The following is a 25,724-nucleotide window of genomic DNA, read 5'->3' as shown; positions in this document are numbered from 1 at the left end:
ATCCGGCTGAAAAAGTCTTGTACCCCCGAAGCAGACGCCGGAGGGGTATCCATGCACTTTATTCTAAACGGCCCCGGTTCGGCGTGCGGCTCAAAACGGCGCGTCATCAATTCGGTGACGGTTTCTCACTCGGACTGCGGGTGGTATTTGGCCAGCACGAACACGCCCCAGATGGCGACGGCGCCCGCCAGGACGAACAGGATCGCCGCCCACAGCGGCGCCTGCGACGCTTCGCCGAGCACGATGATGCCGATGCCGACGGCGATGAGTGGATCGACGACGGTCAGGCCAGCGATCACCAGGTCGGGCGGACCTGAGGAGTATGCGTTCTGCACGAAGTAGGCACCGAGGGCAGCTGCGAGGAGCAGCCCCAGCAGGCACAGCAACGTCAGCCACTCGACGTTGCCGTCCTGGATGCGGCTGATGACAACCTTGGCCAAGGTCGCCACGAACCCGTAGAGCACTCCGGCGCCGATGATGTAGAAAATCGCCTTGAACCGGTTGCGCAGCATCCCGAACGCTACGGCGAACGCGGCAAGCACACACGCCAGGATGATCAGGATAGTGACCAGGTTCTGGTCGGTGACCGGTTTGTCGACAGCGGTGAACGCCGCAACGGTCACGAACAGCCCAACACCGCCGACGCACATGACAATCGCGATGACCGATTGCCGATTGAGGCTGACTTTACTCACCCGTGCGTTCAATATCGAGGTGATGACAAGTGCCACAGCGCCAAGTGGCTGCACAACGATGATCGGCGCGAACGACAGGCTGGAGAGCTGGAAGACAATCGCCAACCCGAGCATCAGCGAACCGAACACCCACGACGGCCTGGCCAGCAGCAGGGCGAGCTGGTGCATGTTCAGCCCGCCGGTGACCTCCACCGTGTTCGCCTCGACCTTGGCGACGCCACGATGCTGGAACTGGGCACCGAGCGACAGGAACACCGCACCGACGAGCGCGAGCGGGATACCGATGGCCTGGGCAGGATCAATAGCGATATCCACGGCGAGTTCGGGCAGGTCGAGGGTCACCTGTCGACCCTACCCAGAATGGTGCCGATATTCTTGCTGAATGGCCGTGCGACCGATAGTAATTTCCGGAGATCCCGTGCTCCACTCCCCCGCCTCCCCCGTTGTCGACTTCGACGACGGACTACGCACCCTGGTGAGCGATATGTTCGAGACCATGGATGCCGCCCCCGGCGTCGGCCTGGCCGGCCCGCAGGTCGGGGTGGGACTGCGGCTCTTCACCTTCGGTTACTCAGACGACGACGACGTCAGTTGGCGGGGGGTCGCGATCAACCCTGAGCTATGGATCACCCCGGTTTCGGCCCATGCGCCAGACGAAGACGAGGACGCGGAGGGGTGCCTGTCATTCCCCGGCGAGCGTTTTCCTTTGCAGCGCGCCAGGTCGGCACTCCTTCGCGCGGTCGATCTCGACCAGAGACCTTTCGAGATCCGGGCAGACGGCTGGCTCGCTCGAATCTTCCAGCACGAGTTCGACCATCTCGACGGAACCCTGTACGTCGATCGGCTCGAGCATCCGTACGCCAAGGTCGCTGCCAAGATCGAGCGCAAACGTAGCTGGGGCGTGCCAGGTCAGAGCTGGGTTCCCGGTATCGACAACCTCGAGAGCTGAACCCGTTGCCAGGCCCCGCACAACACTGGCACAGCCGGGTCAGGTGAATGCGCGGATGCCGGCGGCCACCAACGCGGCCACCAGAACCACCACGATGAACGGCACACGAAGCGCAAACAGCGCGACGGCAACGATCACTGCCGGCACCCTGGCATCGACGACGATTGCCTCACCGACACCGAGCGTCCGCACCGCGATCAGGGCAGCGAGCAAGGCAACCGTCAACAGATCGGCGATACGAGCGGGTGCCGGTCGTTCCAGCAGCGACGGTGGAACCAGATAGCCGGCGAGCTTCAGCAGCAGGCAGGCGATCGACGCCAGGATGATGATCTGCCACATGGTCATGATGGCGACCCCTCACGTGCTGCGCCGGCTTGCGTGACGGATGTTGCGGCATCCGTCACCGGAGAACCCAGCAGGTTGAACAGGCCGACAATCACGGCGACGACGGCGGCCACCAGCACAGGAAGCCCGGGCATGAGCACCGGCGTCAGCGCCGCTGCGACAACGGCGGCGGCCGCAGCCACTGCAACAGCCTGCAGCCGCTTCAGTCGCGGCCACAGCAGACCGACGAAGGCCGCCGCCGCGGCCGCGTCGAGGCCATACGCACGGGTGTCACCCAGTGCGTCACCGACGAACGCTCCGATCAGCGTCGTCAGGTTCCAGCCGATGAAGACAGCGAGCCCGGTCGCCCAGAACCCGATCCGGCGGCTGCGCGGGGTCGGCTGTGCAAGCGCGACGGCGGTCGATTCGTCGATGGTGATCCAGGCGGCGGCGATCCGTTTCAGCCACCCGCGCCCGACGATCGGAGACGTTCGGATACCGTAGATCCCGTTGCGGGTGCCGAGAAGTGCTGCGCTGGCGATCGCGGCAGGCCCGGCAGCCACGCCACCGGCCGCGAGAACACCGATCAGAGCGAACTGGGAGCCGCCGGAGAACATCACCAGGCTGATGAAGCAGCTCTGCCAGATGTCGAGCCCTGCGGCCACGGCCAGTGCTCCGAATGAGACCCCATAGGCGGCGGTCGCAATGCCGACGGCCATGCTGTCCCTGACGGCTTCACGCGCCGCCAGGCGTTCGGCATCCGCGCCGCCGATGGTGCCCGACGCGTTCATGATTGCGCTGCGAAGGCGAGTGCGCTGACCATCAGCCAGAGATCCACCGCGCACGCCCTTCACAAGAATGTGAAAGGCCGTCCAGGGTGGAGCCCGGAACGGCCTTTCGCTCCCCGAGTTGGACTCGAACCAACAACCTGCCGGTTAACAGCCGGCTGCTCTGCCAATTGAGCTATCGAGGAATGCTTGAACAGCGTTGCTACTTTACCAAAGGTTGGCCGTGTACCAAATCGGCGGCGACCCCGGGGATGTCGGCAACCGCTTTCGGAGAAGACGCTGCAGGCGAAACCGATGCACTCGAGGTCACCGTGGAGGCATCCGTGGGTGCGGCAGCATGGCACCAGTGTCCTTCGGGAGAGACTTCAGGTTCGGTGCGGTCGCGTTGACGGCCTCGGCAGCGGGTTCGCCACCGGCTTCGTCGTCATCGGCTTGTTCGTCATCGGCTTGTTCGTCATCGGCGTCGTCGTCATCGGGCTCGTACGCCTCATCGTCCATCGGCACGGACAGTGCGTCGGCGAGCCCGGCGACGTACGGATGCCACGGGTCGTCGAACACCTCCTGGATCGTTCCGAGGCCGACCAGCACCCCCTGGTGCATGACCGCGATGCGGTTGGCGACCCGGCGGAGGACGGCCAGATCGTGGCTGATGATCAACGCAGAGAACGCACGCTCTCGCTGCAGTTCCCCGATGAGATCGATGACCGCGTCGCGCACGGTGACATCGATGCCCGCTGTCGGCTCATCGGCGATCAGAAGCGTCGGGCCGAAGACCAGGGCGCGCGCCAGCGCAACCCGCTGGCGCTGCCCACTGCTGAGTTCGTACGGAAACTTTCCGAGAAACGCGAGCGGCAGCCGCACGGCGTCGATCATCGTCGCCACCCGGGTGTTCAGCGAACGGCGGTTGTAATGCCGGTCGCGTTCCAGGATGGGAGAGGCGACGATCTCTGCAACGCTCATCGTCGACGGAAGCGTCTCTGCGGCATCCTGTGCCAGCAAGCCGACCTCGAACGTCAGTTTGGCGAGCGTACGACGGTTGATCCTTCGCAGCTCGTGGCCGAGCACCGTGGCCTCTCCCCCGGTGATCTGGGGGCGTACCTCGGCCGAACCTCCGGCGGCCGTCGCGGGTGACGCGGCATCGCCGGAGAGTACCCTGGCCAGCGTGCTCTTGCCGGAGCCGCTCTCACCGAGGAGCCCTACCACCTCGCCGGGTGCAATGCGCAGGTTGAGACCGTGCACGGCGACAAAAGCCGGGCTCGCACCGTGCGGCGGATACTCAATCGTCAGATCACTCGTCGTGACCGGGTAGACGGATGCCGCACCGCGTTTCATGGCTCTATCCTGCCGTACGCAGCCTGCGAAGTTCTTCCCGCCTGTCGGCCTGCTCCGCCGGGTCGGGCACCGGAAGCGACGCAAGCAATCTCTGGGTGTACGGATCTTGCGGGTTCCCGAGCACCTCGGAACCCGTGCCTTCCTCCACCAGTTTGCCCTTGTAGAGCACCGCGATACGGTCTGCCAGGATGTCGACGACGGCAAGATCGTGGCTGATGAACAGTGCTGCGAAGCCGAACTCACGCTGCAGCTCTGCGAACAGCTCGAGCACCCGCGCCTGCACAGACACGTCGAGCGCAGACGTCGGTTCGTCGGCGATCAGCAGCGTCGGCTCGAGAGCGAGCGACCGAGCCAGGCTCGCACGCTGGCGCTGGCCTCCGCTGAGTTCGTGCGGATACCGGTCGCCATAGGCGCGCGGCAGTTGCACTGCCTCCAGAAGGTCGTCGACGCGCGATCGGGCGGTGGAAGGACTCGATGCCCTGCCGTGCACAATGAGGGGTTCTGCAACACACTCGGCGATCGTGAGGAGCGGGTTGAAGCTCGACGCCGGGTCCTGGAAAACGAACCCGATGTCGCTTCGTAATTTCTTGAACCGGCGTTCCCGGAAACCGTTCATCTCGTGGCCGAGCACGCTCAGCGATCCGCCGGTCACTCGGGTGAGCCCGCCGATCGCACGCCCGATCGTGGTCTTGCCTGATCCGCTCTCCCCGACCAGCCCCAGCACTTCGCCGGGACGGATGTCGAAACTCACACCATCGACGGCGGTGAATCCACCCCGGCCGAGGCGACCGGGATACTCGATGCGGAGATCCTGTGCACGCACAATCGGTTCGACCTCTGCCCAGCCCGGCGCTCGCGCCTCGAGCCGTTCCGTCGCGCGCACGATGCCCTGGCCGACGTGTGGAACTGCCGCAAGCAGCTTCCTGGTGTATTCATCCTTCGGGGAGCTGAAGAGCGTCTGTGCGTCTGCCTCTTCGACGACCTTGCCCTGGTACATCACGACGACACGGTCGGCGAGATCGGCGACGACGCCCATGTTGTGGGTGATCAGCACGATCGCGGTGCCGAACTCGTCGCGGCAGCGCCGAAGGAGGTCGAGGATCTCCGCCTGGACGGTCACATCCAGGGCTGTGGTCGGTTCGTCAGCGACGATCAGACCAGGATCGAGCACAAGCGCCATCGCGATGACCACGCGCTGCTTCTGGCCACCGGAGAACTGGTGCGGGTAGTAGTTGACCCGAACCTCAGGCTCGGGGATCCCGACCCTGCCCAGGATCTCGATGGCCTTGGCCTTCGCTTCCGCGCGGCTGAACTCGCCGTGCGCGCGGATCCCCTCCATGATCTGCCACCCCACCGTGTAGACGGGGTTGAGGGAAGTGGAGGGTTCCTGGAAGACCATCGAGACATCCGTGCCGCGTACCTTGCGCAGCTGCTGACGGCTTAGTGCGATGACGTTGTTCTCACTCTTTCCGTCTTTGCTGGTGAGCAGCACCGCACCCCTGGCCGTCGCCGTCTCCGGGAGGAGCCCGAGGATTGCCTTGGCGGTGACCGTCTTTCCGCTGCCGCTCTCGCCGACGATGGCGAGCACTTCGCCGGGGGCAACGCTGAGGCTGACTCCGTCGACCGCCCGCACCACGCCGGCGTCGGTGGCGAACGAAACACCCAGGTCAGTGATGGTTACGACGTCGCTCATAGCCGGTCCTCCGTTCTGTTCTCGGTACTGTCATTCTCGGCGGTATCCCGGATGTCATTCCGCTGGTACTCCAGGCCAACAAGCCCTCCAGGGCCCGCCTCGAGGGTGCCGCCGGGAACGACGGAGGTCTCGGCGATCTCACCCGACTCCTCACCAGCCGCACGGCGCCCACGCAGGCGCGGGTCGGCCAGGTCGTTGAGGCTCTCTCCGACCAGGGTGATTCCCAGAACGACCAGCACGATGGCGAGGCCGGGGAACAGCGCGGTCCACCAGATTCCACTGCTCACATCGGCGAGTGCCTTGTTGAGGTCATAACCCCATTCCGCCGCTGCGGTCGGTTCGATACCAAACCCGATGAAGCCGAGGCCGGCCAGGGTGAGGATGGCCTCGGAGGCGTTCAGGGTAAAAATGAGCGGCAGTGTGCGGGTCGCGTTCCGCAGCACGTGACGGAACATGATCCGGCTGTTGCTGGCACCCAGCACCCTGGCCGACTCGACATATGCCTCAGCCTTGATCCGCACGGTCTCTGCCCTGATCACGCGGAAATACTGCGGGATGAAGACGACCGTGATGGAGATCGCCGCAGCGAATACCCCGCCGACGAGGTCTGATTTGCCCCCCGAGATCACGATCGACATGACGATGGCGAGCAGCAGCGACGGGAAAGCGTACACGGCGTCGCAGATGACAACGAGGATCCGGTCGAGCCAGCCGCCGAAGTATCCGGAGACCAGCCCGAGCAGAACGCCCGCGACGATCGAGAGCGCAACAGCGACGACGATCACGAAGATGGCGGTCTGCGAGCCCCAGATGACACGCGAAAGCACGTCGTAGCCACCGACGGTGGTGCCGAGGAGGTGCTGGCCGCCCGGAGGCTGCTGGGCGCCGAATGCGCCCTCGTCACCGCGCAGCTGGCTGTAGCCGAATGGCGCGAGTATGGGGGCAAAGATGGCGGTCAGAATGAAGAGAGCGGTAATGATCAGGCCGGCAACCAGCATTCCGCGCTGCAGACCGACGCTCTGCCGCAACTGGTGCACGATCGGCAACCGGGAGAACAGGCTCTTCTTTTGTTTGGGCTTCTGCTGAGGCTTCGGTGGTGTGGCCACTGCGGTCATGCTCAGTACCTCACCCTCGGGTCGATGAGCGCGGCGATGATGTCGACGATGAAGTTGGAGACCGCCACGATCACCGCCAGCAGTGCGACGATGCCCTGCACCGCCACGAAGTCGCGTGCCTTGATGAACTCGATGAGCATGAAGCCGAGGCCCTTCCATTCGAAGGTCGTCTCTGTCAGCACCGCTCCGCCGAGGAGGAGCGCGATCTGCAGGCCGATGACGGTGATGATCGGGATGAGCGCCGGTCGATAGGCGTGCTTACTGACCAGGCGGAACTCGTTCACGCCACGCGACCTGGCCGCATCGACGTAGTCGGTGCCGAGAGTGCCGATGACATTGGTGCGCACCAGACGGAGGAAGACGCCCGCCGTCAGGAGTCCGAGTGCCAGGGCCGGAAGAACCGCGTGTGCCAGCACATCGCCGATTACCTCAGGATTGCCGGTTCGCAACGCGTCGATCGTATAGATGCCCGTCGGGTCTGGAAGCAGTTGCAGTTGCAGCTCAGAGCTGGTGTTCGCGCGACCGGAGACGGGGAGAACCTTGAACCACACGGAGAAGACCAGTTTGAACAGCAGGCCGGAGAAGAACACCGGGGTGGCGTAACAGAGGATCGCGAAGATGCGCAGCGTTGCATCCGTTGCCTTGTCCCGCAGGTAGGCGGCCAGCATTCCGAGCGGGATTCCGACCATGAACGCAACGATCAGTGCATAGAAGGCGAGCTCCGCCGTTGCGGCACCGTAGGTGGTGAGAATCTCGGACACCGGGCGGTTGGTGCTGATGGTTGTTCCGAAGTTGCCGGTGAAGACCTGTCCGAGGTACTCGAAGTACTGGACGATCACGGGCCGATCGTAGCCGGCGGCATGGATTCTCTCCGCGAGCTGGTCGGCCGAGAGCCGGCCGCCGAGAGCCGCGGTAATCGGATCCCCCGTCGTTCGCATCAGCCAGAAAACCATCGAAACCAGGATGAAGATGGTCGGGATGATGAGGAGGAACCTGACCAGGATGTAGCGGCCGAGCCCTCCTCCTTTCGGACGCTTTCGCCGGGCTGGCCTGGCGGCCTGCGCTGGCGGCTTCGTTGCCACAGTGGTCATTCTTACCTCACGTTTGACACGGGTCGGGGGTATCCTGCGCGAATTCCGCAGGATACCCCCGTGTTTGCACAATAAATCTAAATCAGCTTACCTGCGAATGACTCAGCCCTTCGCCAATGCGGCGTAACGGAACTTGAAGGACGGGTCGAGCGCGTTCTCTGTGCCCGTGACATCCGTTCCGGTGACGGCGACCTGTGCACCCTGGAGCAGCGGGACTGTCGACAGCTGGGCAGCGACCTTGTCCTGGATCTCCTCGATCAGTGCGGTTCGTTCTGCCGGGTCTGCCGTGACGGCCTGCTGCAGGATCAGGTCGTTGACTTCCTGGTCGCTGTAGTGGTTCGAGAGGAAGTTCTCGGTCAGGAAGAACGGCGTCAGGTAGTTGTCCGCGTCGGAGTAGTCGGGGAACCAGCCCAGCTGGTACGCCGGGTAGACGTCCTCTGTGCGGTCCTTCGAGTACTGCACCCACTCGGTGGTCTGCAGGTTCACCGTGAACAGGCCTGAGGCCTCCAACTGGTCCTTGACCAGTGCATATTCGTCGCCGGACGACGGACCATAGTGGTCGTTGCTGTACTGGAGGTTCAGTTCAACAGGAGTCGTCACACCTGCGGCCTCGAGAGTGGCCTTGGCCTTGTCGGCATCCGGACCGCCGTTCCCGTCGCCATAGAGGCCCTTCAGGGACTCAGTCGCGCCGGTGAGGCCTTCTGGAATGTAGGAGTACACGGGCGTGTATGTGCCCTTGTAGACCTGGTCGGCGATCTCTTCGCGGTCGACGAGGTCGGCAACCGCCTGGCGAACGGCGAGTGCCTTGGCCGGGTCGGCTTCTGGAGTCGTCGCGCCGTACGGCTGGGAATCGAAGTTGAAGACGATGTAGCGGAGTTCGCCACCCGGTCCGTCGACGACCTTCACCTTGTCATTGCCACGCAAGTCGTCAATGTCGGTCGCGGAGAGGCTTCGGAACGCCACGTCGATCTCGTTCTCCTGCACGGCCAGCTTCAGGTTCGAAGCCTCCGCGTAGTACTTAACGTTGACCACGTCGGTTTCCGCCGGCTCGAGCAGCCCCTGATAATCAGGGTTCGCCTTGTAGCCGATCAGCTCGTTGAACTTGTACGAGGTGATCACGTACTGCCCGGCGAAGGCATTCGCGTCGACGATCTCGTCGTCTGGCGTGACGCTGTCGGCGGAGAAGGACTCCTCGTCGACGATCGGACCCGCGGGGCTGGAGAGCACCTGCGCGAATGTCTGGTCGTTCGGCTGTTTGAGGTGAAAGACCACCGTCGTGTCGTCTGGCGCGTCGATGGTGTCGATGTTGTAGAGCAGCGACGACGGGCCGTTCTCGTCAGCGATGGCGAGGTTACGCTCGAAGGTGAACTTCACGTCAGAGGAAGTCAGGTCGTTGCCGTTCGCCCACTTGAGGTCGGGCTTCAGGGTGACCGTATAGTCGGTCGGCGAGGTGAACTCCGCCTTGGTGGCGATGTCCGGTTCGACATCTGGGCTGCCGTACGGCGTGTTCATGAGGAACGGGAACACCTGGTTCTGCACGGCGAATGAACCGTTGTCGTACGATCCAGCCGGGTCGAGCGTGGTGACCTTGTCGGTGGTGCCAACCGTGATGGCGGCGCTGCCACCGTCGCCGCCGGTGTCTCCACCGCTGGCGCAGCCGGAAAGCACGAGCGCGGCGGCTGCGAAGGCTGCCGCGGCAGCAATGGCGCGCTTCCGGTTCGTGGATGCGGATGTCATATCCGTAAACCTCTTCCTATTGTGTCTCCTGCACTCATGCGCGCCGAGGCGCCATTCGTGCATTGGGTTATGCCTAGAACTAGCACAGATTGTTCACTTTGCCCTAGCCAAACATGGCATCTTTACCGAGCTGCAACGTTGCCGCGCGCTTATTCCTCTCGCAGGCTGCGCCGTTCGGTCTCCACCCGCACCAGTTCCCGCTGCACAGCCACGTAGATCTCCCGATTGGCCGCATCCGTGCGTTGCAGCCTTCCGAGCAGGTCGGCCTTCTGCCGAAGCAGGTCGCGGTCGACGAGGGCGACGGCGATGTCACGCACGTAGCGTCTGACGTCGCCTTCCGTGCGCTCAGGCAATGGCGCGACCGCCAGCTGTTTCACCAGGTTCGCGAGCGGTTCCGGCACGTCGGCGACCACACGGCTGATCCAGTCTGCAGCGCTGGCATGATCGGCGTTCGCTGCGACCCCGTCACGCACGATGGCGAGGGACTGGTTCGTGAAGGTCGTCTGGGCTGCCCTGGTCATCAGGTCGGCGCCGATGACATCCGGATGCTGCAGCATGGCCATCAGGCCGTCGCGTTCCAGGCGCGTGGTCGGGTCTGTCGGGAGCTCCACGATCGAGAACGGCGGTTCAGGTTGGGGCTCCGGGTTCCGGTCCCCCGACCTGCCCTGGGGCGCCGCGTCCGGCGTGCGGGAACGAGACTGCGCTGTGCGCACCGCCCTGGTGACCTCGGCGAGGTCGACGCCGAGCATGCGCGACAGCTGGTGCGTGTAGCCAGGGCGCAGCGCTGGGTCACGGATGTCGCTGACCACCGGCGCCGTCGCGCGGAGAGCTGCGACCCGACCCTCGACAGTGTCGAGGTTGTACTGGCCGAGCAGCTGCCTGATCATGAACTCGAACATGGGCTTCTTCGAATCCACCAGGCGGCGCACCGCATCGTCGCCACGTTTCAGCCGCAGGTCGCAGGGGTCGAGGCCCTCCGGAGGCACGGCAACGTAGGTCTGCGCCGCAAAACGCTGTTCCTCACCGAACGCACGTACCGCGGCCTTCTCGCCGGCGGCATCCGGGTCGAACGTGAAGATGACCTCTCCAACGCGGCTGTCGTCACCGAGAACCCGGCGCAGCACCTTGATGTGGTCGACGCCGAAAGAGGTTCCGCAGGTGGCAACGGCGGTGGTGACGCCGGCCAGGTGGCAGGCCATCACGTCGGTGTAGCCCTCGACCACCACCACCTGGTGGCTGCGGGAGATGTCGCGTTTGGCAAGGTCGAGCCCGTAGAGCACCTGGGCCTTGTGGTAGACCGGCGTCTCAGGGGTGTTCAGGTATTTCGGGCCTTTGTCGTCTTCGAGAAGCTTGCGCGCACCGAACCCGATGGTCTGGCCGGTGATGTCGCGAATCGGCCAGATCAGACGGCCGCGGAACCGGTCGTACACACCCCGGTCGCCGGCCGAGACCAGTCCAGAGACGGTGAGTTCCTCCGTGCTGAAACCCTTCGATCGCAGGTGATTGGTCAGGCTGTCCCAGCTTTTTGGAGCGAAACCGATTCCGAACCGCTCTGCCGCAATCTGGTCGAAGCCGCGCTCGCCGAGGAAGTCGCGTCCGACCTGGGCGCCAGGGCCGGCGAGCTGTTCTACGAAGAAGTCGGCAGCGGCCTGGTTCGCCGCCAGGATCCGTGCACGATTGCTGTGATCGGGGGCGGCACCCTGCCCGTCTTCGTAGTGCAGTTCGAAGCCCGCCCGGCCGGCGAGGCGCTCGACGGCCTCGGTGAAGCTCACGTGGTCCATCCGCTGCAGGAAGGAATAGACATCGCCGGACTCACCGCAGCCGAAGCAGTGATAGAAGCCCACCTGCGGCCGCACGTGGAAACTCGGACTGCGCTCATCATGGAACGGGCAGAGGCCCTTCATCGAACCGACGCCGGCAGACTTGAGGCTGACGTAGTCGCCAACGATGTCGGCGATATTCGTGCGGGCCTTGACCTCCTCGATGTCGCTCTGTCGAATCCGGCCTGCCATAGTGCGAATCCTAGCTTTCTCTGGGGTAGTCGAAGGGGCCGCGGCCGAAGTTGAGGTACCCGATCAGTCCTGTACGAGCCGTTCGTGCCAGGCCAGCGCTGACTGGTCAGTCAGGCTGGCGACCTGGTCGACGACAACACGCTTCCTGGCGGCATCGTCTGCGGCGCCGCGCCAGTCCTCGCCGAACCCGGGGTCGAGGTGCGCATCGCCGGAGTTGAAGAGAATTTCGGCCAGGTCTGTGAGCACATCGCGCTGCCGGGAGTAAATCGGTTTACGGGTATTTGTCGACATCACAAACGCGGCGACGATGCCCTTCAGCACTGCGATCTCGGCCTTGATCTCGCGTGGCACCACTACGGCACCCCCGAAACGGATGAGGTCGTCCTGTCTGAACGCAGCCCGCGTCGCCTGCACCGCTGCACCGGAAAACCGGCCGATCAGCTGGCTGGTGAGGTTCTTCAGGCGTCCCTGGTCACGCCGCCCGTCGTTCCAGTCATCGAGCCAGACATCCAATGAGTCCAGGCGGTCGAATGCGGCGATTAGTTCATCGTGGCCGATCTCGCCACCGATCCACTCGTACATCGACGACACCAGGTCGTTATGCTCGACCCGGCTGCCGAGCGCGCCGACGTCGACGTAGCCGTTGAAGACGGCGTCTTCGAAGTCGTGAACCGAATAGGCGATGTCGTCTGAGAGGTCCATGACCTGCGCTTCGATGCACAGCCGGCGCTCCGGAGCACCCTGGCGGAGCCATTCGAACGCGGCGATGTCGTCGTCATAAAAGCCGAACTTTGCCCGGCCGCTCGGGTCGGACACCGACGCGTTCTCCGGCCACGGGTACTTGCAACTCGCGTCGAGACTGGCGCGGGTGAGGTTCAGCCCGTAGCTGCGGCCGTCATCGCCGAAAACCTTCGGTTCCAGCCTGGTCAACAGCCGGAGTGTCTGGGCGTTGCCCTCGAATCCGCCGATGTCGTCTGACCAGCTGTTCAGGGCTCGTTCACCATTGTGCCCGAATGGCGGATGGCCGATGTCGTGGGCAAGGCAGGCGGTGTCGACGATGTCTGGGTCGAGCCCAAGCCGAAGAGCAAGCTCGCGGCCGATCTGAGCGACCTCGAGGGAGTGAGTGAGGCGGTTGCGGGCAAAATCGAGCCCGGCGGTCGGACTCAGAACCTGGGTCTTCGCGGCCAGCCTGCGAAGCGCGCTGGAATGCAGCAGTCGTGCGCGATCACGCGCGAAGTCGCTGCGCTGCGAATGGTGCTGCTCCCCAAGCCAGCGTTCCGCGTCGAATTCGCCGTATGCGGACGTGCCGCTCCCGGACGTCTCGGCCCGGGAAGCGTCAGTTTTGGACATCGCAGACTCAGCCACCGCTGGTATCCCCTTCGCCCTCGGTGAGGTTCACTCGCTCCGCACCCGCGAGCGTTCGCGATTGCAGCCAGTCCTCTGGGAGCGCCGGTTTCTTCGGGGTACCCGCTCGCCCGCGGGGACCTTCGGCCCCGACGCCGGGATAGGGCTGCTCCCAGTCGAGCGTGCCCAGAAGATCATCGAGCTGAGCGAGCGATTCGACGGTGGCCAGCCTGGCGCGCAGGTCTCCGCCGACCGGATAGCCCTTGAAGTACCAGGCGACATGCTTACGGATGTCGCGGCAGCCGCGTTCCTCGCTCTCGAAGAACTCCGAGAGAAGCTCTGCGTGCCGCCGGAAGGTCGCCGCAACCTGGCCGAGCCCCGGCTCAGCCTTGGCCGGTGCCCCTGGTGCTGCTGGTGCGCCGAACGCCGCTGCCAGGTCGCCGAACAGCCACGGACGGCCCAGGCAGCCGCGCCCAACGACAACACCGTCGCATCCGGTCTCTTCGACCATGCGGAGTGCATCGTCAGCCGACCAGATGTCGCCGTTGCCGAGAACAGGGGTACCGGTGATGACGTTCTTCAGCTTCTCGATGGCTGACCAGTCGGCCTGGCCCGAGTAGAACTCGGCCGCGGTACGTGCGTGCAGTGCGATCGAAGCGACACCCGCGCCCTCAGCCGCTTTGCCCGCCTCCAGGTAGGTGAGGTGGTCGGAATCGATGCCCTTGCGCATCTTGATCGTCAGCGGGATCGGCCCTGCGGCTCTGACGGCCGCCTCCACGATCTGCCGGAAAAGCTCGAGCTTCCACGGAAGGGCCGCTCCCCCGCCCTTGCGGGTGACTTTCGGCACCGGGCATCCGAAGTTCAGGTCGATGTGGTCTGCCCGGTCTTCTGCGACGAGCATGGTCACGGCTTCAGACACCGTCTTCGGGTCGACGCCGTAGAGCTGGATGGAGCGAGTGGTCTCACTCTCATGATGCGTGATCAGGCGCATGGACTCTCGCGTGCGCTCGACCAGCGCACGCGACGTGATCATTTCGCTCACGTAGAGACCGGCGCCGAACTCACGGCAGAGCAGACGGAATGCCGTGTTCGTGATGCCGGCCATCGGGGCAAGCACAACGGGCACGTCGAGGTTCAGGGGGCCGATCTTCAGCGGCGCCGCCTGGCGTATCGTGGAAGGGAAAGTCATGATTACCTCAATTCTCCCAGAAAGAGCGAGCCGAACATGGACGAGAGCCTGCAGGATGTGGAAACCACCGGACACGAGCGGGTGTTGAGGGATGCTGCGAGGCGATCACTCGAGGTTCGCATCGTCGAACGGCCCGCGGCAGGCAGTCTCCATGAGGCAGCAGAGCTGATGGGAGTCGAGCCGTCCGACATCGTGAAGACCTTGGTGGTGAAGCGGCATGACGGCGGCTACCTGTTCGCGCTGGTTCCGGGCGGACGCAAAGTCTCCTGGGCGAAACTGCGCACCGTGGTCGGGGTGAACAAGCTCTCGTTGCCTCACGAATCGCTGGCTCTCGAGGCGACCGGCCATGAGCGGGGAACGATCACCCCGCTCGGAAGCCGCGTCGCTTGGCCGGTGTTCGCCGACGCGACCCTGGTCGGGCGTGAGGTTGCCATGGGTGCCGGTGAGCACGGCTACGGCGCCTTCGTCGACGCTGATGCGCTGCTCGCCTCGTTCGAAGCCACGATCGCCGACATCAGCGACCCGGAGTAACCACCCGCATCCCGAACGTCCCTGACCATTCGACGGAGATTTCGCTCCAGCGCGGTGTTTCGAGCCGATTCGCCCCGTCTTTGGGCAGAATCTCCGTCGAACGGGTATGCGGTTGAAGGTGTGGTCGACGTTAGATCGCGCAGGAACCGCCACCGCAGCATCCGCCGGCCTCGGCCTCACCCAGCATCGCGATGATTGGGCGGCCATCTGCCGTCCGTGCGGCGTCTTGCGGGTCGGTGACGTTGATGTCGACTGTGGCAGTGTCGATGGTGCTGGTGGTCTCGCTCATGCGGTCTGCTCCTCGGTTGTGGATGTGGTTGTTGTGGTGTCGACGTCGGTGGTCTCTTCTGCCCAGACCTGCCTGAGCACGTCGGCGAACGTCTCAGGATCCTGGGCGCCCGACACGCCGTACTTGCCGTTGATGACGAAGAAGGGCACGCCGTTGATGCCGTACTCCCCCGCGAGTGCCTGGTCGGCTCGAACTGCGGCGAGGTGTTCGTCGGCGGTCAGCGAACGCACGATGTCGTCGCGATCGAGTCCGACCTCGGCTCCGAGATCGGCGAGGTCTTCGATCCGGCCGACATGCCTGCCCTCGACGAAATAGGCCTTGAGCAGCCGCTCAACCGCCTCGAGCTGAACGCCGTGCGCCTTCGCGTAGTGCAAAAGCTGGTGTGCCTTGACGGTGTTGGTGTGTTGGAGGGCGTCGTAGTCGTAGTTGAGGCCGACGTCGGCGGCGATGCCGGTGACGCGGTCGAGCATCCCCTGCACCTGGTCGGCCGGCATCCCCTTGTGCTTGGCGAGGAAGTCGATCTCGCTGCCGTCGAAGTCGACAGGGGTATCGGGCGAAAGCTCGTAGCTGTGGTACTCGATGACCACGTCTGGCGCGCCATCACCCGTTGCGGCGCCGAAAGACGCTGCGCCGCTTTCGAACTTGCGCTTGCCGATGTAGCACCACGGGCACGCGATATCAGACCAGATGTCTACTTTGATGGTTTCCGTCATTGTCTTTTCACTCACTCTGGTGCCAACGCGAAGCATCCGCTCCGGTATTCCCGCCGCACGATCAGGTGGTCTGTGTGTCCGTCGGGGCATCGGCAGCGCCACCGAAGCGGCGGGTGCGGGAGGCGTAGAGGTCGATGGCGTGCCAGAGGTCGACTCGGCTGAAGTCCGGCCACAGGGTGTCGAGGAACACCATCTCGGCATAGGCGCTCTGCCAGAGCAAGAAGTTGCTGGTGCGCTGCTCCCCCGAGCTCCGCACGAACAGGTCGACATCGGGCAGGTCGGGCGTATAGAGGTGTCGCTGGATCGACTTCTCAGTGATTCCTGACGGTTTCAACCGACCGGCCGCCACCTCTTCTGCCAACTGGCGCACGGCATCCGTTATCTCGTTACGCCCTCCGTAGTTCACGCACATGGTCAGGGTGAGAACGTTATTGCCGACGGTCAGGCGTTCCGCGAACTGCAATTCTTTGACAACGGATGCCCACAGCCGCGGCTTTCGCCCTGCCCACCGCACCCGCACGCCCCACTCGTTCAGCTGGTCTCGGCGCCGGTGCAGCACGTCGCGGTTGTATCCCATCAGGAAGCGCACCTCAGACGGCGACCGTTTCCAGTTCTCGGTGGAGAAGGCGTACACGCTGAGGTGCTTCACGCCGGCCTGGATGGCACCGGCGACGACGTCGAGCAGCACCTCCTCGCCGGCCTTGTGGCCCTCGATGCGGGTGAGTCCCCTCGCGTTGGCCCAGCGGCCGTTGCCGTCCATCACGATGGCGACGTGCTCTGGCACCGACTTCGCCGGGAGGTCAGGCGGGTAGAGACCGGTCCAGTCCAGCGGCCGGAAAGCGACGGCGTCGCGGTGTGTGTATGGCTTCTGCGTGGCGTTCCTTCCCGATCCGGAGTTCTTCCCGCTCATCGGCTGACGTGCTCCAGCGAACGGAGGCTGCGTTCCAGGTGCCACTGCGTGTAGGCGGAGACGATGCCGGTCGCCTGTGCCTTGGTGCGCTCTTCCGCCGCCTCTGCATACACCCAGTCGCCGGTGAGGAGCGCGCTCAGGAGAGTGATGGCCTCCGTTCCCAGACGCGGCGAACCGGGAGGGGCGCAATCGTCGCAGACGATGCCACCGAGCTGCACGACGACCGCTGAGTGATCCCCGACGGCAGCGCAGCGCGAACAGTCCTGAAAGCTCGGGGCCCAGCCTGCCATCGACAGCGCGCGCAGAAGGTAGGAATCCAGGGTCAGGCTGGTGCCGTGCTCTCGACGAGACAGTGAGCGGAGCGCGCCGACCAGCAGGAGGTACTGCTGGAGCGACCCTTCCGCCTCTGTGAGCTTGTCGGCCGTCTCCACCATGGCGCTTGCCGCGGTGTAGCTGCCGTAGTCGGCGGTGATCTGTGCTCCATAGGAGCCGATGGACTCCGCCTGGGTGACGATGTCGAGGCTGCGGCCCTCGTACAACTGCACGTCGGCGACCATGAACGGTTCGAGGCGTGCACCGAACTTCGAAGCGGTGCGGCGAACGCCCTTGGCAACTGCGCGCACCTTGCCGTGCTGCCTGGTGAGCATGGTGACGATCCGGTCGGCTTCGCCCAGTTTGTGGGTTCGCAGCACGACGGCTTCATCACGGTAGACAGGCACCTCTCCATTATCGGTCCCCACCCTGCGATTGCAGTGTGCCGACAGGCATGTGAGAGGAAGTGTCGTGACCGCAGCGCTTTTCACCAATCCGCGATACCTCTGGCCTTTCCGTTGAACCGGGAGGAAACTGGACAGAAGCAGATGATTATGTGGAGGTCTCGATGAAACCGGCACGGAAATCACAACAGGTGCACACTGATACCCCGTGGCTGATGCCCGTGCTCTCCAGGGGCAAGCACCGCACAGCGCGATCTGGCGGATGCTTCATGGAATTCGCCTCCTACCTCGCTGGCGAATCGTGGAGCGACCATCCGGCCTGCACCCATCCGACACTCGCGTCCCTGGCCAGAATGGTGAACGACTGCACCACCGACAAGGCCAGGTCACGGCTCACCGGCCTGATCCCCTCGGTGATCGGGTTGAACGGCGACGATCCACGCATCAAGCTGCTGGTCGCACTGCGCGCCGCCACGGCGGCATTGCCCGTCGCCAACGGGGAGCGCCAACGGGGACTCGCCGTCGGCATCCTGAGTTGTGAACGGCAACTGACGCTCACCGGCGGCACTGACCCGGGCACCGACGTCATGATCCGCACCGCGTTCAGTCAGGCGCCTGACACCCTGAAATGGGCCCACGAGTTCATCGAATCGTTCGGCAACTGGTCGCACACCAAGTTCACCGAACGAGAGGCGGAATCGGTTCTCCGGGTGGCGGTGCAGGGCATCGCAGAGGCCTGCATCGACAACCCGGATGAGCGCCTCTTCGACCTGCTCTCCGGTGCGATCGACGACGTCGCGAGGGCCATCCCCGTGGCAACAACGGTCGAAGCAGTGACCGAGTGGCGGATGCCGGTGCTCCGCTGACGCCTGCCACGACACCTGTCGCGACACCCACAAATCAGGCTTCGGGGTCTGGCTCGGTCATCCACCACTCGGTGAAACTGGTGGCGCGCCCGTCGTCGGCGAAACGGATGACCCAGAGGTTGCGGTAGTTCGCGCCGCCGCTGTACACCGCCCTTCCTTCGATGACGGTGACCTCAGCCGTCACCCCGAGAAGAGACCAGTCGAACGTGGTCTCCCCCGGGTCGTCTGCCGCGGAGAGCCAGCCGGCGACGATCTCGTCGTGGCCGATCCAGGGCTCGGCATACGGTTCGGTGCGGTACTGCGCATCCTCTGTGAACAGTGAACGGATGTCGTCGGGTTTGTTTGATTCCCAGGCGACACGGTAACGGTCGACCCACGCTTCCACGGACTCGAACTGCACCATCACGCTTTGCCCTCTCGCCTACACTGCTGCGGCCAGTTCCCGATCTCCGGAAGCAACGCGGATGCCGCGGTTGACGGCGGAGACGACAGCCTTCAGCGAGGCGGTGGAGATGTCGGCATCAATTCCGACTCCCCAGTAGCGGGTGCCGTTGACGTCGAGTTCGACGTAGGCGGCTGCAAGTGCGTCACCTCCGGCCGACATCGCGTGCTCCACGTAGTCGTACAGCGTGATGTCAATGCCCCGCGCGGCCAGAACGCCGATGAATGCGGCAATCGGGCCATTGCCAGAACCGGTGGCATTGGCCACGTCGTCGACATCGCGCAGGTCGACTGTCAATTCGACCGATCCAGACAGGTCGCTCGCGGTGCGGGTCGAATAGAGTTCGAAACGCCCCCACTTCGACTCGGCCTCTGTGTGCCTGGCGGGCAGGTACTCGTCGGTGAAGATCTCCCAGATCTGCTCACTGGTGACCTCACCGCCTTCCGCGTCGGTCTTCGCCTGCACGACGCCGGAGAACTCGATCTGAAGCTTCCGCGGCAGGTCGAGGGAGTGATCGGTCTTCAGCAGGTAGGCGACGCCACCCTTGCCGGACTGCGAGTTCACCCGGATCACGGCTTCGTAGCTGCGACCGAGGTCCTTCGGATCGATGGGCAGATACGGAACCGCCCACTCCAGTTCGTCGACGGTGCGGCCGCTTGCCGCGGCATCCGTCGCCATCGCTTCGAAGCCCTTCTTGATGGCGTCCTGGTGCGAACCGCTGAAGGCGGTGAAGACCAGGTCGCCGGCCCAGGGGCTGCGTTCGTGCACCGGCAGCTGGTTGCAGTGCTCAGCGGTGCGCTTGACCTCGTCGATGTTGCTGAAGTCGATCTGCGGATCGATGCCCTGGGTGAACAGGTTGATCCCCAGGGCGACCAGGTCGACGTTGCCGGTGCGCTCGCCATTGCCGAACAGGCAACCCTCGATGCGGTCTGCACCGGCCAGGTACCCCAGTTCGGCGGCGGCGATTGCCGTTCCGCGGTCGTTGTGCGGGTGCAGCGAGAGGATGATGTTCTCGCGGTGCGCGAGCCTGCGGCTCATCCATTCGATCGAGTCTGCGTAGACGTTCGGCGTGGCCATTTCGACGGTGGACGGCAGGTTGATGATGACGTTGCGCTCTGCGGAAGGCTCGAACACCTCGATGACCTGATTGCAGATGTCGAGGGCGAATTCCAGCTCGGTGCCCGTGTAGCTCTCCGGCGAGTACTCGTAGTAGACGGTGGTGCCTGGGACCGTTTCTTCCATTGCCCGGCAGATGCGGGCACCGTTCAGGGCGATGTCGATGATGCCCTGCTTGTCTTCGCGGAACACCACGTCGCGCTGCAGCACGCTCGTCGAGTTATAGAGGTGCACGATGGCTTGCTTTGCGCCGAAGATCGACTCATAGGTGCGCTTGATGAGGTGCTCACGGGCCTGGGTCAGCACCTGGATGGTGACGTCGTCGGGGATCGCGTTCTCTTCGATCAGGCTGCGCACGAAGTCGAAATCGGTCTGGCTGGCCGACGGGAATCCAACCTCGATCTCCTTGTAGCCCATCCGCACCAACAGGTCGAACATGATGCGCTTGCGCTCTGGACTCATCGGGTCGATCAGCGCCTGGTTTCCGTCTCGCAGGTCGACCGCACACCAGCGCGGCGCCTGGGTGATGTGCTTGCCCGGCCAGGTGCGGTCAGGCAGTTCAACGCGGAATTGCTCGTTGTACGGGCGGTATTTGTGGACCGGCATGGATGACGCGGCCTGATTGTTCTTCATGATCTGTGTTCTCCTCGCGAATGGTGGTCAGCCGACGACGAACTCCGCGACGAGGGAGGCCTCAGATTAGGACTCGTCGCGGCAGCTAAGAAGGAGCGCACCAAACAACACAGAAACAGGCTAACACCAATCGGACAGTGTGATGCTTACGATCGGGCAACGGATGCCGCGGCGCTGTGAGTTCCGCTGCCCGGGAATCGCCGTTTGCTCCGAGAATCGCCGGCACAGCGGGTCATCTCGGCGCAAACGGCGACAGTGGGCGGTATCCGTGGGCGAACGGCGACAGTGGACAGAGCGAAGGGCCGCCGGCGTCAGTCGGCAGCGAGGGCGACGACCGGCGACACCGTGGTGGCCCGGCGGGCGGGCGAGACAGACGCGGCCAGCGTGAGCGCAGCGGCACCGACCACGCACAACACGACCAGAAGCCACGGGATGCTCGGGGCGATCACACCGACTCCGTCCTGTGCGCCGAGGAGCGACTGCGCACCCGCCCAGCCATAAAACACGCCGAGAATAAGGCCCAGCCCGACGGCGGCGATGGTCATCTGCGTGCTTTCGGCCAGAATCATCCGTCGCACCTGCTTCGCAGTGAAGCCGAGCGCGCGCAGCAGACCGAGTTCCCGCGTGCGCTGGAGAACGCTGAGCGCCAGGTTGTTGACCATGCCGACTGCGGCGATCAGTGCGCTGAAGCCAATGAGCACGGAGAAGATCGCGACGGTGACAGCGACGACCTTGTCGACACCCTGGTACACCTCAGGTTGGGCGGCCTGTGCACGGGCCATCATGTCCTGGTAACTCGCTCCGGCGACAGCGAACATGGTGATCAGCGTCACGCCGATGACGAGCCCGATTGTCGCCCTGGATGACCGCTCCGGGTAGCGCAATGCGTTGGCCGCTGCCAGGCGTGCTGATGCGCTTCGCCCGAGCAGCCTGCCGGTCAAACGCAGGATCGACGGCATCACCAGGTGTGAGCCGAGGATCAGCCCGCTGAATGACAGCATCCCGCCGACCATCCCGACCAGGATTCCCAACGGGGAGATCAGTCCGAGCAGGACTCCCCCGCCGAGCAGCAGTAACCCGGTAACGCCGAGTACGACAGCGGTTAAGTTCCTGCCGGTGCGGCTGAGAGTCTCCTCGCGTGAGAGTTCTCCCGACGCTCCGACGGCCTGCATCGGGCTGACGGTGAGTACACGGCGGGAACCGACCCACGAGGCGAGCCAGGTCGACAGCACCACGATCAGGATCGGTGCGGCGATGAGCGGATCGAACAGCGGGTAGTCGAGATCTGGCACAACAGACTGTGCGACGGCGATGCGCACCGTTCCGATCGACATGGCGGTTCCGGCCAGCGCGCCAATCGAGGCTCCGACAACCCCGACCCAGAAGCCTTCGGCGGCGACTGCGCGTCGCTGTGCCCTGGCGCTCGACCCGATCAGGCGAAGCAATGCGATGGTACGGGTGCGGCCGGCGATGATCGTGGCAAACGTGTTCACTGTCACGATCGACCCCACATACACGGCGATCACGATGAACACGAAAGCCACGATCGCCAGCATCATGCGCACCGTTGTGCTGCGTCCGATGTTGTCGGCGGAGATCATGAAGCTGAGCGCACCGGTCACCTGGATGAGCACCACTCCGAATGCCGAACTCAGGGCGGCAACCAGAATGCTGGAACCGTGTTCGCGGCCTCGTCCCATCGCCCTCATACCCTCTGCTCCATTCCGAGCATGATGCGCGAGATCTCCTCGGCGCTCGATCGCCCTCGTTCTTCGACAACCCGTCCGTCCGCGAGGAAGATGATGCGGTCGGCGTGGCTCGCTGCAATCGGGTCATGGGTGACCATGGCGATGCTCTGGCCATAGCTGGCACTCGCGGCGGCGAGGAGCGCGAGCACCTCGCGGCCGGAACGGGAGTCGAGGTTGCCGGTGGGCTCGTCTGCGAAGACCAGGTCGGGCTTGGTCGCCAGCGCGCGCGCGATCGCAACGCGCTGCTGCTGCCCGCCCGAGAGCTCGTATGGTCGGTGGGTGAGCCGGTTGGCCAGCCCGAGAGAATCGATGAGCTGTTCGATCCAGTCCTTCTCCACAACAGTCGGGCGGCGTCCGTCGAGCTCGAACGGAAGCACGATGTTGCCGCGCACATCGAGCGTCGGCACCAGGTTGAACGCCTGGAAAACGAAGCCGACGCGTCGGCGGCGCAGCACGGTCAATTCCGAGTCACCCATGGCGGTGATCTCAGTGTCGGCCAGCCAGGCGCGACCATCCGTCGGAGTGTCGAGGCCGGCCATGATGTGCATCAGCGTCGACTTGCCGGAGCCACTGGGACCCATGATGGCCGTGAACTCGCCACGACGGATGCCGATGGAGACGTCGTCGAGCGCGGTGACGGTGTTCGGGGCGCTTCCGTAGGATTTTGTGAGGTTGGTGACCCTGGCAACCAGGCCGAGTTCTGATGGTGTGATTTCCATACTTCAACGCTAGGAAGTCGCCCGGAATGGCGAATCCCGCCACAGGTGTATCCGGCATCACTCTGAAGGATGATTCATCGCGATACTCGGCTCTGCCCTCTCCCAGTGCTCGAGATGCGAGCGGTCAGACCGTGAGTCGGTGTTCGAAGGCGAACACGACAAGCTGAACGCGATCGCGCAGAGACAACTTCGCGAGAATACGACTGATGTGGGTCTTCACCGTGGCCTCGGAGAGGTATTCCCCCGCGGCAATCTCCGAATTGCTGAGGCCCCGTGCGGCGAGCAGGAAAATGTCGCGCTCCCGGCTGGTGAGGCTGGCAAACGACGGCGGTTCGTCCGGCCGGGCCGCAGCGCGCGCATCGAAGTGCTCGAACAGTTCACGCGTTGCGGATGCCGCGATCACAGCGGTTCCGGCGTGAACGGTACGAATCGCGGCGAGCAGAAATTCGGGGTCGGCATCTTTGAGGACAAATCCGCTCGCCCCTCCCCTGATCGCTCGCGTGGCGCTCTCATCGAGGTCGAATGTGGTGAGCACGATGATCCGCGGAGGAGCGCTGCCGCTCCTGTCAGCCGCGGTCAGGATCTTCTCCGTCGCCTGAATTCCGTCCATGACCGGCATCCGGATGTCCATGAGGATGACGTCCGGCTGATCTCGTGCCGCCATCAGCACACCCTCTGCGCCGTTGCCGGCCTCCCCGGCGAACTCGAGGTCGGCCTGGGATGAGACCAACATCCGGATACCCGCTCGGAACAGCGCCTGGTCATCGACCAGACCGACGCGGATACGGTCGGCCCCACGATCATTCATGCCGCTCACGCAGACTCCCTAGTTGTCGGCGCGCCACCGGCCGGTGCGTTGCCAGTCGCTGCACTTCCGGTCGGCGATGCGACGGCGGGTACCCGCAGGGAGACAACAAATCGCTCGCCTGCGGCATCCGTCGTCAGCACGCCACCTGCCAGCAGCGCACGCTCTCGCATACCGGGAATCCCATGGCCGACATCGGCTCCGGCCGCTGTCTGGGCACCCAACCGAACGGCGTTGTCGATTCCCACCGCGATCGTGTCATGTTCCCAATTCACGTTCAGCTGCACCTTCCGCTCCCGATCGCCGTGACGAAGCGCATTGGTGAGCGCTTCCTGAATGACGCGATACACCGCGAGCTGGGCGCCGGATCCGAGGGGCCGCGGCGTGCCGGTCACCGTCCAGGCGATGCTGAGGCCCGCACCGCGCATCTGCTCGACCAGCCGGTCCAGGTCGGCGAGTACCGGCTGTGGTCCTCGGGTTTCGTCCTGCCTGAGCTGTGCAAGGAGGATTCGAACGTCTCCGAGGGCTTCTCTCGCCGTGGCGGAGATCGTCGTCAGTGCGGTGTCGACCGCTGCTGGATCGCTCGACCTGACGTACCGTGCGCCGTCTGCCTGGGCGATGACGACGGCGAGCGAATGGGCGACGACATCGTGCATGTCACGGGCGATTCGATTGCGCTCCTGCTCCACGACAACAGTGCGCTCAGCGAGCCGCTGCTCTTCGATCGCGAGTTTCTCCAGCTCCCGGCTCTCGATGGCCTTCCGCCAGGTGCGCACCAGGAGGCCGACGGTCCACGCAAGGCCGAGCACGCCGAGCGATGCCACCAGGGTGGCCGCGAAACCCACCACCAGTTGGCCGAACCGCGCGGTGCCGAATGCGATGTCCGGCAGGATGGAGTTCGTGAAGCCCGCGGTACCGCCGAGAATCACGATGTAGATCGCCCCGACGAGGGCGCCGAACCCTGCCGAAGCCAGTCCGAGCCACCGTGTGATGCTCTTTCCATATGCAGCAGACGTGTAGAGCACGGCAAGCACTGCAAGGTCACTGTTCAGAACGCTGAGTCCGAGCGTCATCTGCAGGATCGCCGCAACCCAGGCGAGCGACAACGCCACCGCCGGTGCAATGCGCCTGAATCCAACCGCGAGGGAGAACACCAGGAGCACAACAAGCGCCACGGGATTCGCATCGGCCTGCGTTGACGTGCAGAACAGGAAGAACGCGATCGCGATTCCCGCGTCGAGCACAATCTGACTCGGCGTCATTCGCCGAAACACGTCGGTTGTCGCAGCCGTGTGCGCGTTGGTGGCCACCACCTCTGGTCGTATCAGCCACGCTTCCAATTGCGGCGCAGAGGCTACGCGTGCCGGCACCGATGAACGCTCGCGGAGCGATACGCCGATGCACCACGAGCCGACCAGAACGACTCCCAGCAGCTGCCCCACCAGGAGAAACGCGAAGAGGAATTGGAAGGAAAGGAGACCGTCGGGCCTCTCTTCACCGATGCCGATGAGTATGACCGCTGTGGCCATCCAGACAGATACGAGAGCTGCCGAGAATCCGAGCCAACGCACGATCCGATTCCCGAATGCCCCGGCCGCAAAGAAGACAACGACCCCGGCAAGCGGATACACCCAGACCTGCGAGAAGAGATCCGCAGACGAGACAGTGAGCTGACCGACAACGGCGAGTCCTCCTGCGGCCAGGGCCCAACCAGGCGTCACCCGTGAAATGGCTATCGAGGCCGTCAGCAGGATGGCGACGCCGGCTGCTGGCAGCGTCCCCGACGGCAACGAAACGAAGATCCAGGCACCAAGCACGACCAGAGAAATCGTGGGTTCGAGCAACCACCGATAGCGCACAGCGAACTCGGGCATTTCGGGTCTCATCGCGGACACAGTTGTTTCCTGCGATCTCGATTTGCTCGACGTCCCTGGCACGATTCCACAGTACGGCGCGTGGAGCCTGCG

Annotated in this window: 24 protein-coding genes and 1 tRNA gene; 3 read left to right on the top strand and 22 right to left on the bottom strand. The window is 64.3% G+C overall.

From position 1 onward, the window contains the following. Positions 1 to 125 precede the first annotated feature (125 nt). Positions 126 to 1,037 carry a DMT family transporter gene (locus K323_RS0103910; protein WP_022883981.1) on the bottom strand — a complete coding sequence of 304 codons (912 nt, stop codon included), beginning with the start codon at positions 1,035 to 1,037 and terminating at the stop codon, positions 126 to 128. A 40-nt stretch (positions 1,038 to 1,077) separates the two neighbouring features. Between K323_RS0103910 and def the strand changes: the two genes are divergently transcribed. Continuing rightward, positions 1,078 to 1,644, top strand: coding sequence for a peptide deformylase (gene def / locus K323_RS0103905; RefSeq protein WP_022883980.1), 567 nt, complete (start codon positions 1,078 to 1,080; stop codon positions 1,642 to 1,644). Positions 1,645 to 1,683: 39 nt separating this feature from the next. On the opposite strand, the gene K323_RS0103900 is transcribed toward def, so the two are convergent. From K323_RS0103900 to dusB, 11 genes are all read right to left on the bottom strand, one after another. After that, positions 1,684 to 1,989, bottom strand: a complete 306-nt coding sequence (locus tag K323_RS0103900; protein WP_022883979.1) for an AzlD domain-containing protein — start codon at positions 1,987 to 1,989, stop codon at positions 1,684 to 1,686. Further along, positions 1,986 to 2,759, bottom strand: coding sequence for an AzlC family ABC transporter permease (locus K323_RS24145; RefSeq protein ID WP_051147196.1), 774 nt, complete (start codon positions 2,757 to 2,759; stop codon positions 1,986 to 1,988). The genes K323_RS0103900 and K323_RS24145 overlap by 4 nt, the downstream gene beginning before the upstream one ends. 109 nt (positions 2,760 to 2,868) lie before the next feature. Continuing rightward, positions 2,869 to 2,941, bottom strand: a tRNA-Asn gene (locus K323_RS0103890). Between the two features lie 121 nt (positions 2,942 to 3,062). Beyond that, positions 3,063 to 4,088, bottom strand: coding sequence for an ATP-binding cassette domain-containing protein (locus K323_RS24140; protein WP_022883977.1), 1,026 nt, complete (start codon positions 4,086 to 4,088; stop codon positions 3,063 to 3,065). Between the two features lie 4 nt (positions 4,089 to 4,092). Further along, positions 4,093 to 5,781, bottom strand: coding sequence for an ABC transporter ATP-binding protein (locus tag K323_RS0103880; RefSeq protein ID WP_022883976.1), 1,689 nt, complete (start codon positions 5,779 to 5,781; stop codon positions 4,093 to 4,095). Continuing rightward, entirely contained in the window at positions 5,778 to 6,896 is a 1,119-nt protein-coding gene (locus tag K323_RS24135; protein ID WP_022883975.1) for an ABC transporter permease, read from the bottom strand. The genes K323_RS0103880 and K323_RS24135 overlap by 4 nt, the downstream gene beginning before the upstream one ends. A 2-nt stretch (positions 6,897 to 6,898) precedes the next feature. Further along, a complete protein-coding gene (locus K323_RS0103870) occupies positions 6,899 to 7,987 on the bottom strand; it encodes an ABC transporter permease (protein WP_022883974.1) in 1,089 nt (362 codons plus the stop codon). Between the two features lie 102 nt (positions 7,988 to 8,089). Further along, positions 8,090 to 9,724 carry an ABC transporter substrate-binding protein gene (locus tag K323_RS0103865; protein WP_022883973.1) on the bottom strand — a complete coding sequence of 545 codons (1,635 nt, stop codon included), beginning with the start codon at positions 9,722 to 9,724 and terminating at the stop codon, positions 8,090 to 8,092. Positions 9,725 to 9,873: 149 nt separating this feature from the next. Further along, the gene (gene dnaG / locus K323_RS0103860) at positions 9,874 to 11,736 is read right to left on the bottom strand and encodes a DNA primase (protein ID WP_026851194.1); all 1,863 of its coding nucleotides are present in this window, start codon (positions 11,734 to 11,736) and stop codon (positions 9,874 to 9,876) included. Between the two features lie 63 nt (positions 11,737 to 11,799). Then, complete coding sequence (locus K323_RS0103855) at positions 11,800 to 13,086, bottom strand: deoxyguanosinetriphosphate triphosphohydrolase (protein ID WP_026851193.1); 1,287 nt, start codon at positions 13,084 to 13,086, stop codon at positions 11,800 to 11,802. A gap of 7 nt (positions 13,087 to 13,093) precedes the next feature. Beyond that, positions 13,094 to 14,269: a tRNA dihydrouridine synthase DusB gene (dusB, locus tag K323_RS0103850; RefSeq protein WP_022883970.1), complete on the bottom strand. Its 1,176-nt coding sequence runs from the start codon at positions 14,267 to 14,269 to the stop codon at positions 13,094 to 13,096. Between the two features lie 36 nt (positions 14,270 to 14,305). Here dusB and K323_RS0103845 point away from each other — a divergent pair, with 36 nt between their 5' ends. Further along, positions 14,306 to 14,800 carry an aminoacyl-tRNA deacylase gene (locus K323_RS0103845; RefSeq protein ID WP_022883969.1) on the top strand — a complete coding sequence of 165 codons (495 nt, stop codon included), beginning with the start codon at positions 14,306 to 14,308 and terminating at the stop codon, positions 14,798 to 14,800. A 130-nt stretch (positions 14,801 to 14,930) separates the two neighbouring features. Here the strand turns inward: K323_RS0103845 and K323_RS29720 are convergent, their stop codons facing one another. The 4 genes from K323_RS29720 to recO all read right to left on the bottom strand — a co-directional run bounded on the left by K323_RS29720 (position 14,931) and on the right by recO (position 17,431). After that, positions 14,931 to 15,089, bottom strand: a complete 159-nt coding sequence (locus K323_RS29720; protein ID WP_022883968.1) for a hypothetical protein — start codon at positions 15,087 to 15,089, stop codon at positions 14,931 to 14,933. Continuing rightward, positions 15,086 to 15,802 carry a DsbA family oxidoreductase gene (locus K323_RS24130; protein WP_022883967.1) on the bottom strand — a complete coding sequence of 239 codons (717 nt, stop codon included), beginning with the start codon at positions 15,800 to 15,802 and terminating at the stop codon, positions 15,086 to 15,088. The genes K323_RS29720 and K323_RS24130 overlap by 4 nt, the downstream gene beginning before the upstream one ends. Positions 15,803 to 15,863: 61 nt before the next feature. Then, complete coding sequence (locus K323_RS24125; protein WP_022883966.1) at positions 15,864 to 16,712, bottom strand: isoprenyl transferase; 849 nt, start codon at positions 16,710 to 16,712, stop codon at positions 15,864 to 15,866. Further along, positions 16,709 to 17,431, bottom strand: coding sequence for a DNA repair protein RecO (gene recO, locus K323_RS0103825; RefSeq protein WP_022883965.1), 723 nt, complete (start codon positions 17,429 to 17,431; stop codon positions 16,709 to 16,711). Before recO ends, K323_RS24125 begins: the two co-directional genes overlap by 4 nt. A gap of 161 nt (positions 17,432 to 17,592) precedes the next feature. On the opposite strand from recO, the gene K323_RS0103820 reads away from it, so the two are divergent. After that, positions 17,593 to 18,294, top strand: coding sequence for a hypothetical protein (locus K323_RS0103820; protein ID WP_157509332.1), 702 nt, complete (start codon positions 17,593 to 17,595; stop codon positions 18,292 to 18,294). 34 nt (positions 18,295 to 18,328) lie between these two features. Here the strand turns inward: K323_RS0103820 and K323_RS0103815 are convergent, their stop codons facing one another. The 6 genes from K323_RS0103815 to K323_RS28740 form a co-directional block, all read right to left on the bottom strand. Next, positions 18,329 to 18,697 carry a nuclear transport factor 2 family protein gene (locus K323_RS0103815; RefSeq protein ID WP_022883963.1) on the bottom strand — a complete coding sequence of 123 codons (369 nt, stop codon included), beginning with the start codon at positions 18,695 to 18,697 and terminating at the stop codon, positions 18,329 to 18,331. Positions 18,698 to 18,715: 18 nt separating this feature from the next. Then, a complete protein-coding gene (gene leuA, locus K323_RS0103810) occupies positions 18,716 to 20,485 on the bottom strand; it encodes a 2-isopropylmalate synthase (RefSeq protein WP_022883962.1) in 1,770 nt (589 codons plus the stop codon). A gap of 311 nt (positions 20,486 to 20,796) precedes the next feature. Beyond that, positions 20,797 to 22,194, bottom strand: coding sequence for an ABC transporter permease (locus K323_RS0103805; RefSeq protein ID WP_026851190.1), 1,398 nt, complete (start codon positions 22,192 to 22,194; stop codon positions 20,797 to 20,799). Continuing rightward, positions 22,191 to 22,952: an ABC transporter ATP-binding protein gene (locus K323_RS0103800; RefSeq protein ID WP_022883960.1), complete on the bottom strand. Its 762-nt coding sequence runs from the start codon at positions 22,950 to 22,952 to the stop codon at positions 22,191 to 22,193. Before K323_RS0103800 ends, K323_RS0103805 begins: the two co-directional genes overlap by 4 nt. 124 nt (positions 22,953 to 23,076) lie before the next feature. Further along, positions 23,077 to 23,760, bottom strand: a complete 684-nt coding sequence (locus tag K323_RS0103795; protein WP_026851189.1) for a response regulator — start codon at positions 23,758 to 23,760, stop codon at positions 23,077 to 23,079. A gap of 5 nt (positions 23,761 to 23,765) precedes the next feature. Further along, on the bottom strand, positions 23,766 to 25,631 hold the full coding sequence (locus tag K323_RS28740) for a sensor histidine kinase (protein ID WP_022883958.1): 1,866 nt from the start codon (positions 25,629 to 25,631) through the stop codon (positions 23,766 to 23,768). Positions 25,632 to 25,724: the final 93 nt, after the last annotated feature.

It is taken from the genome of Glaciibacter superstes DSM 21135, assembly GCF_000421145.1.
In the GTDB taxonomy this organism is placed as follows: domain Bacteria; phylum Actinomycetota; class Actinomycetes; order Actinomycetales; family Microbacteriaceae; genus Cryobacterium; species Cryobacterium superstes.
Note: the sequence above shows the minus strand (reverse complement) of the source record. Positions and strands in the feature narration are given on the sequence as shown.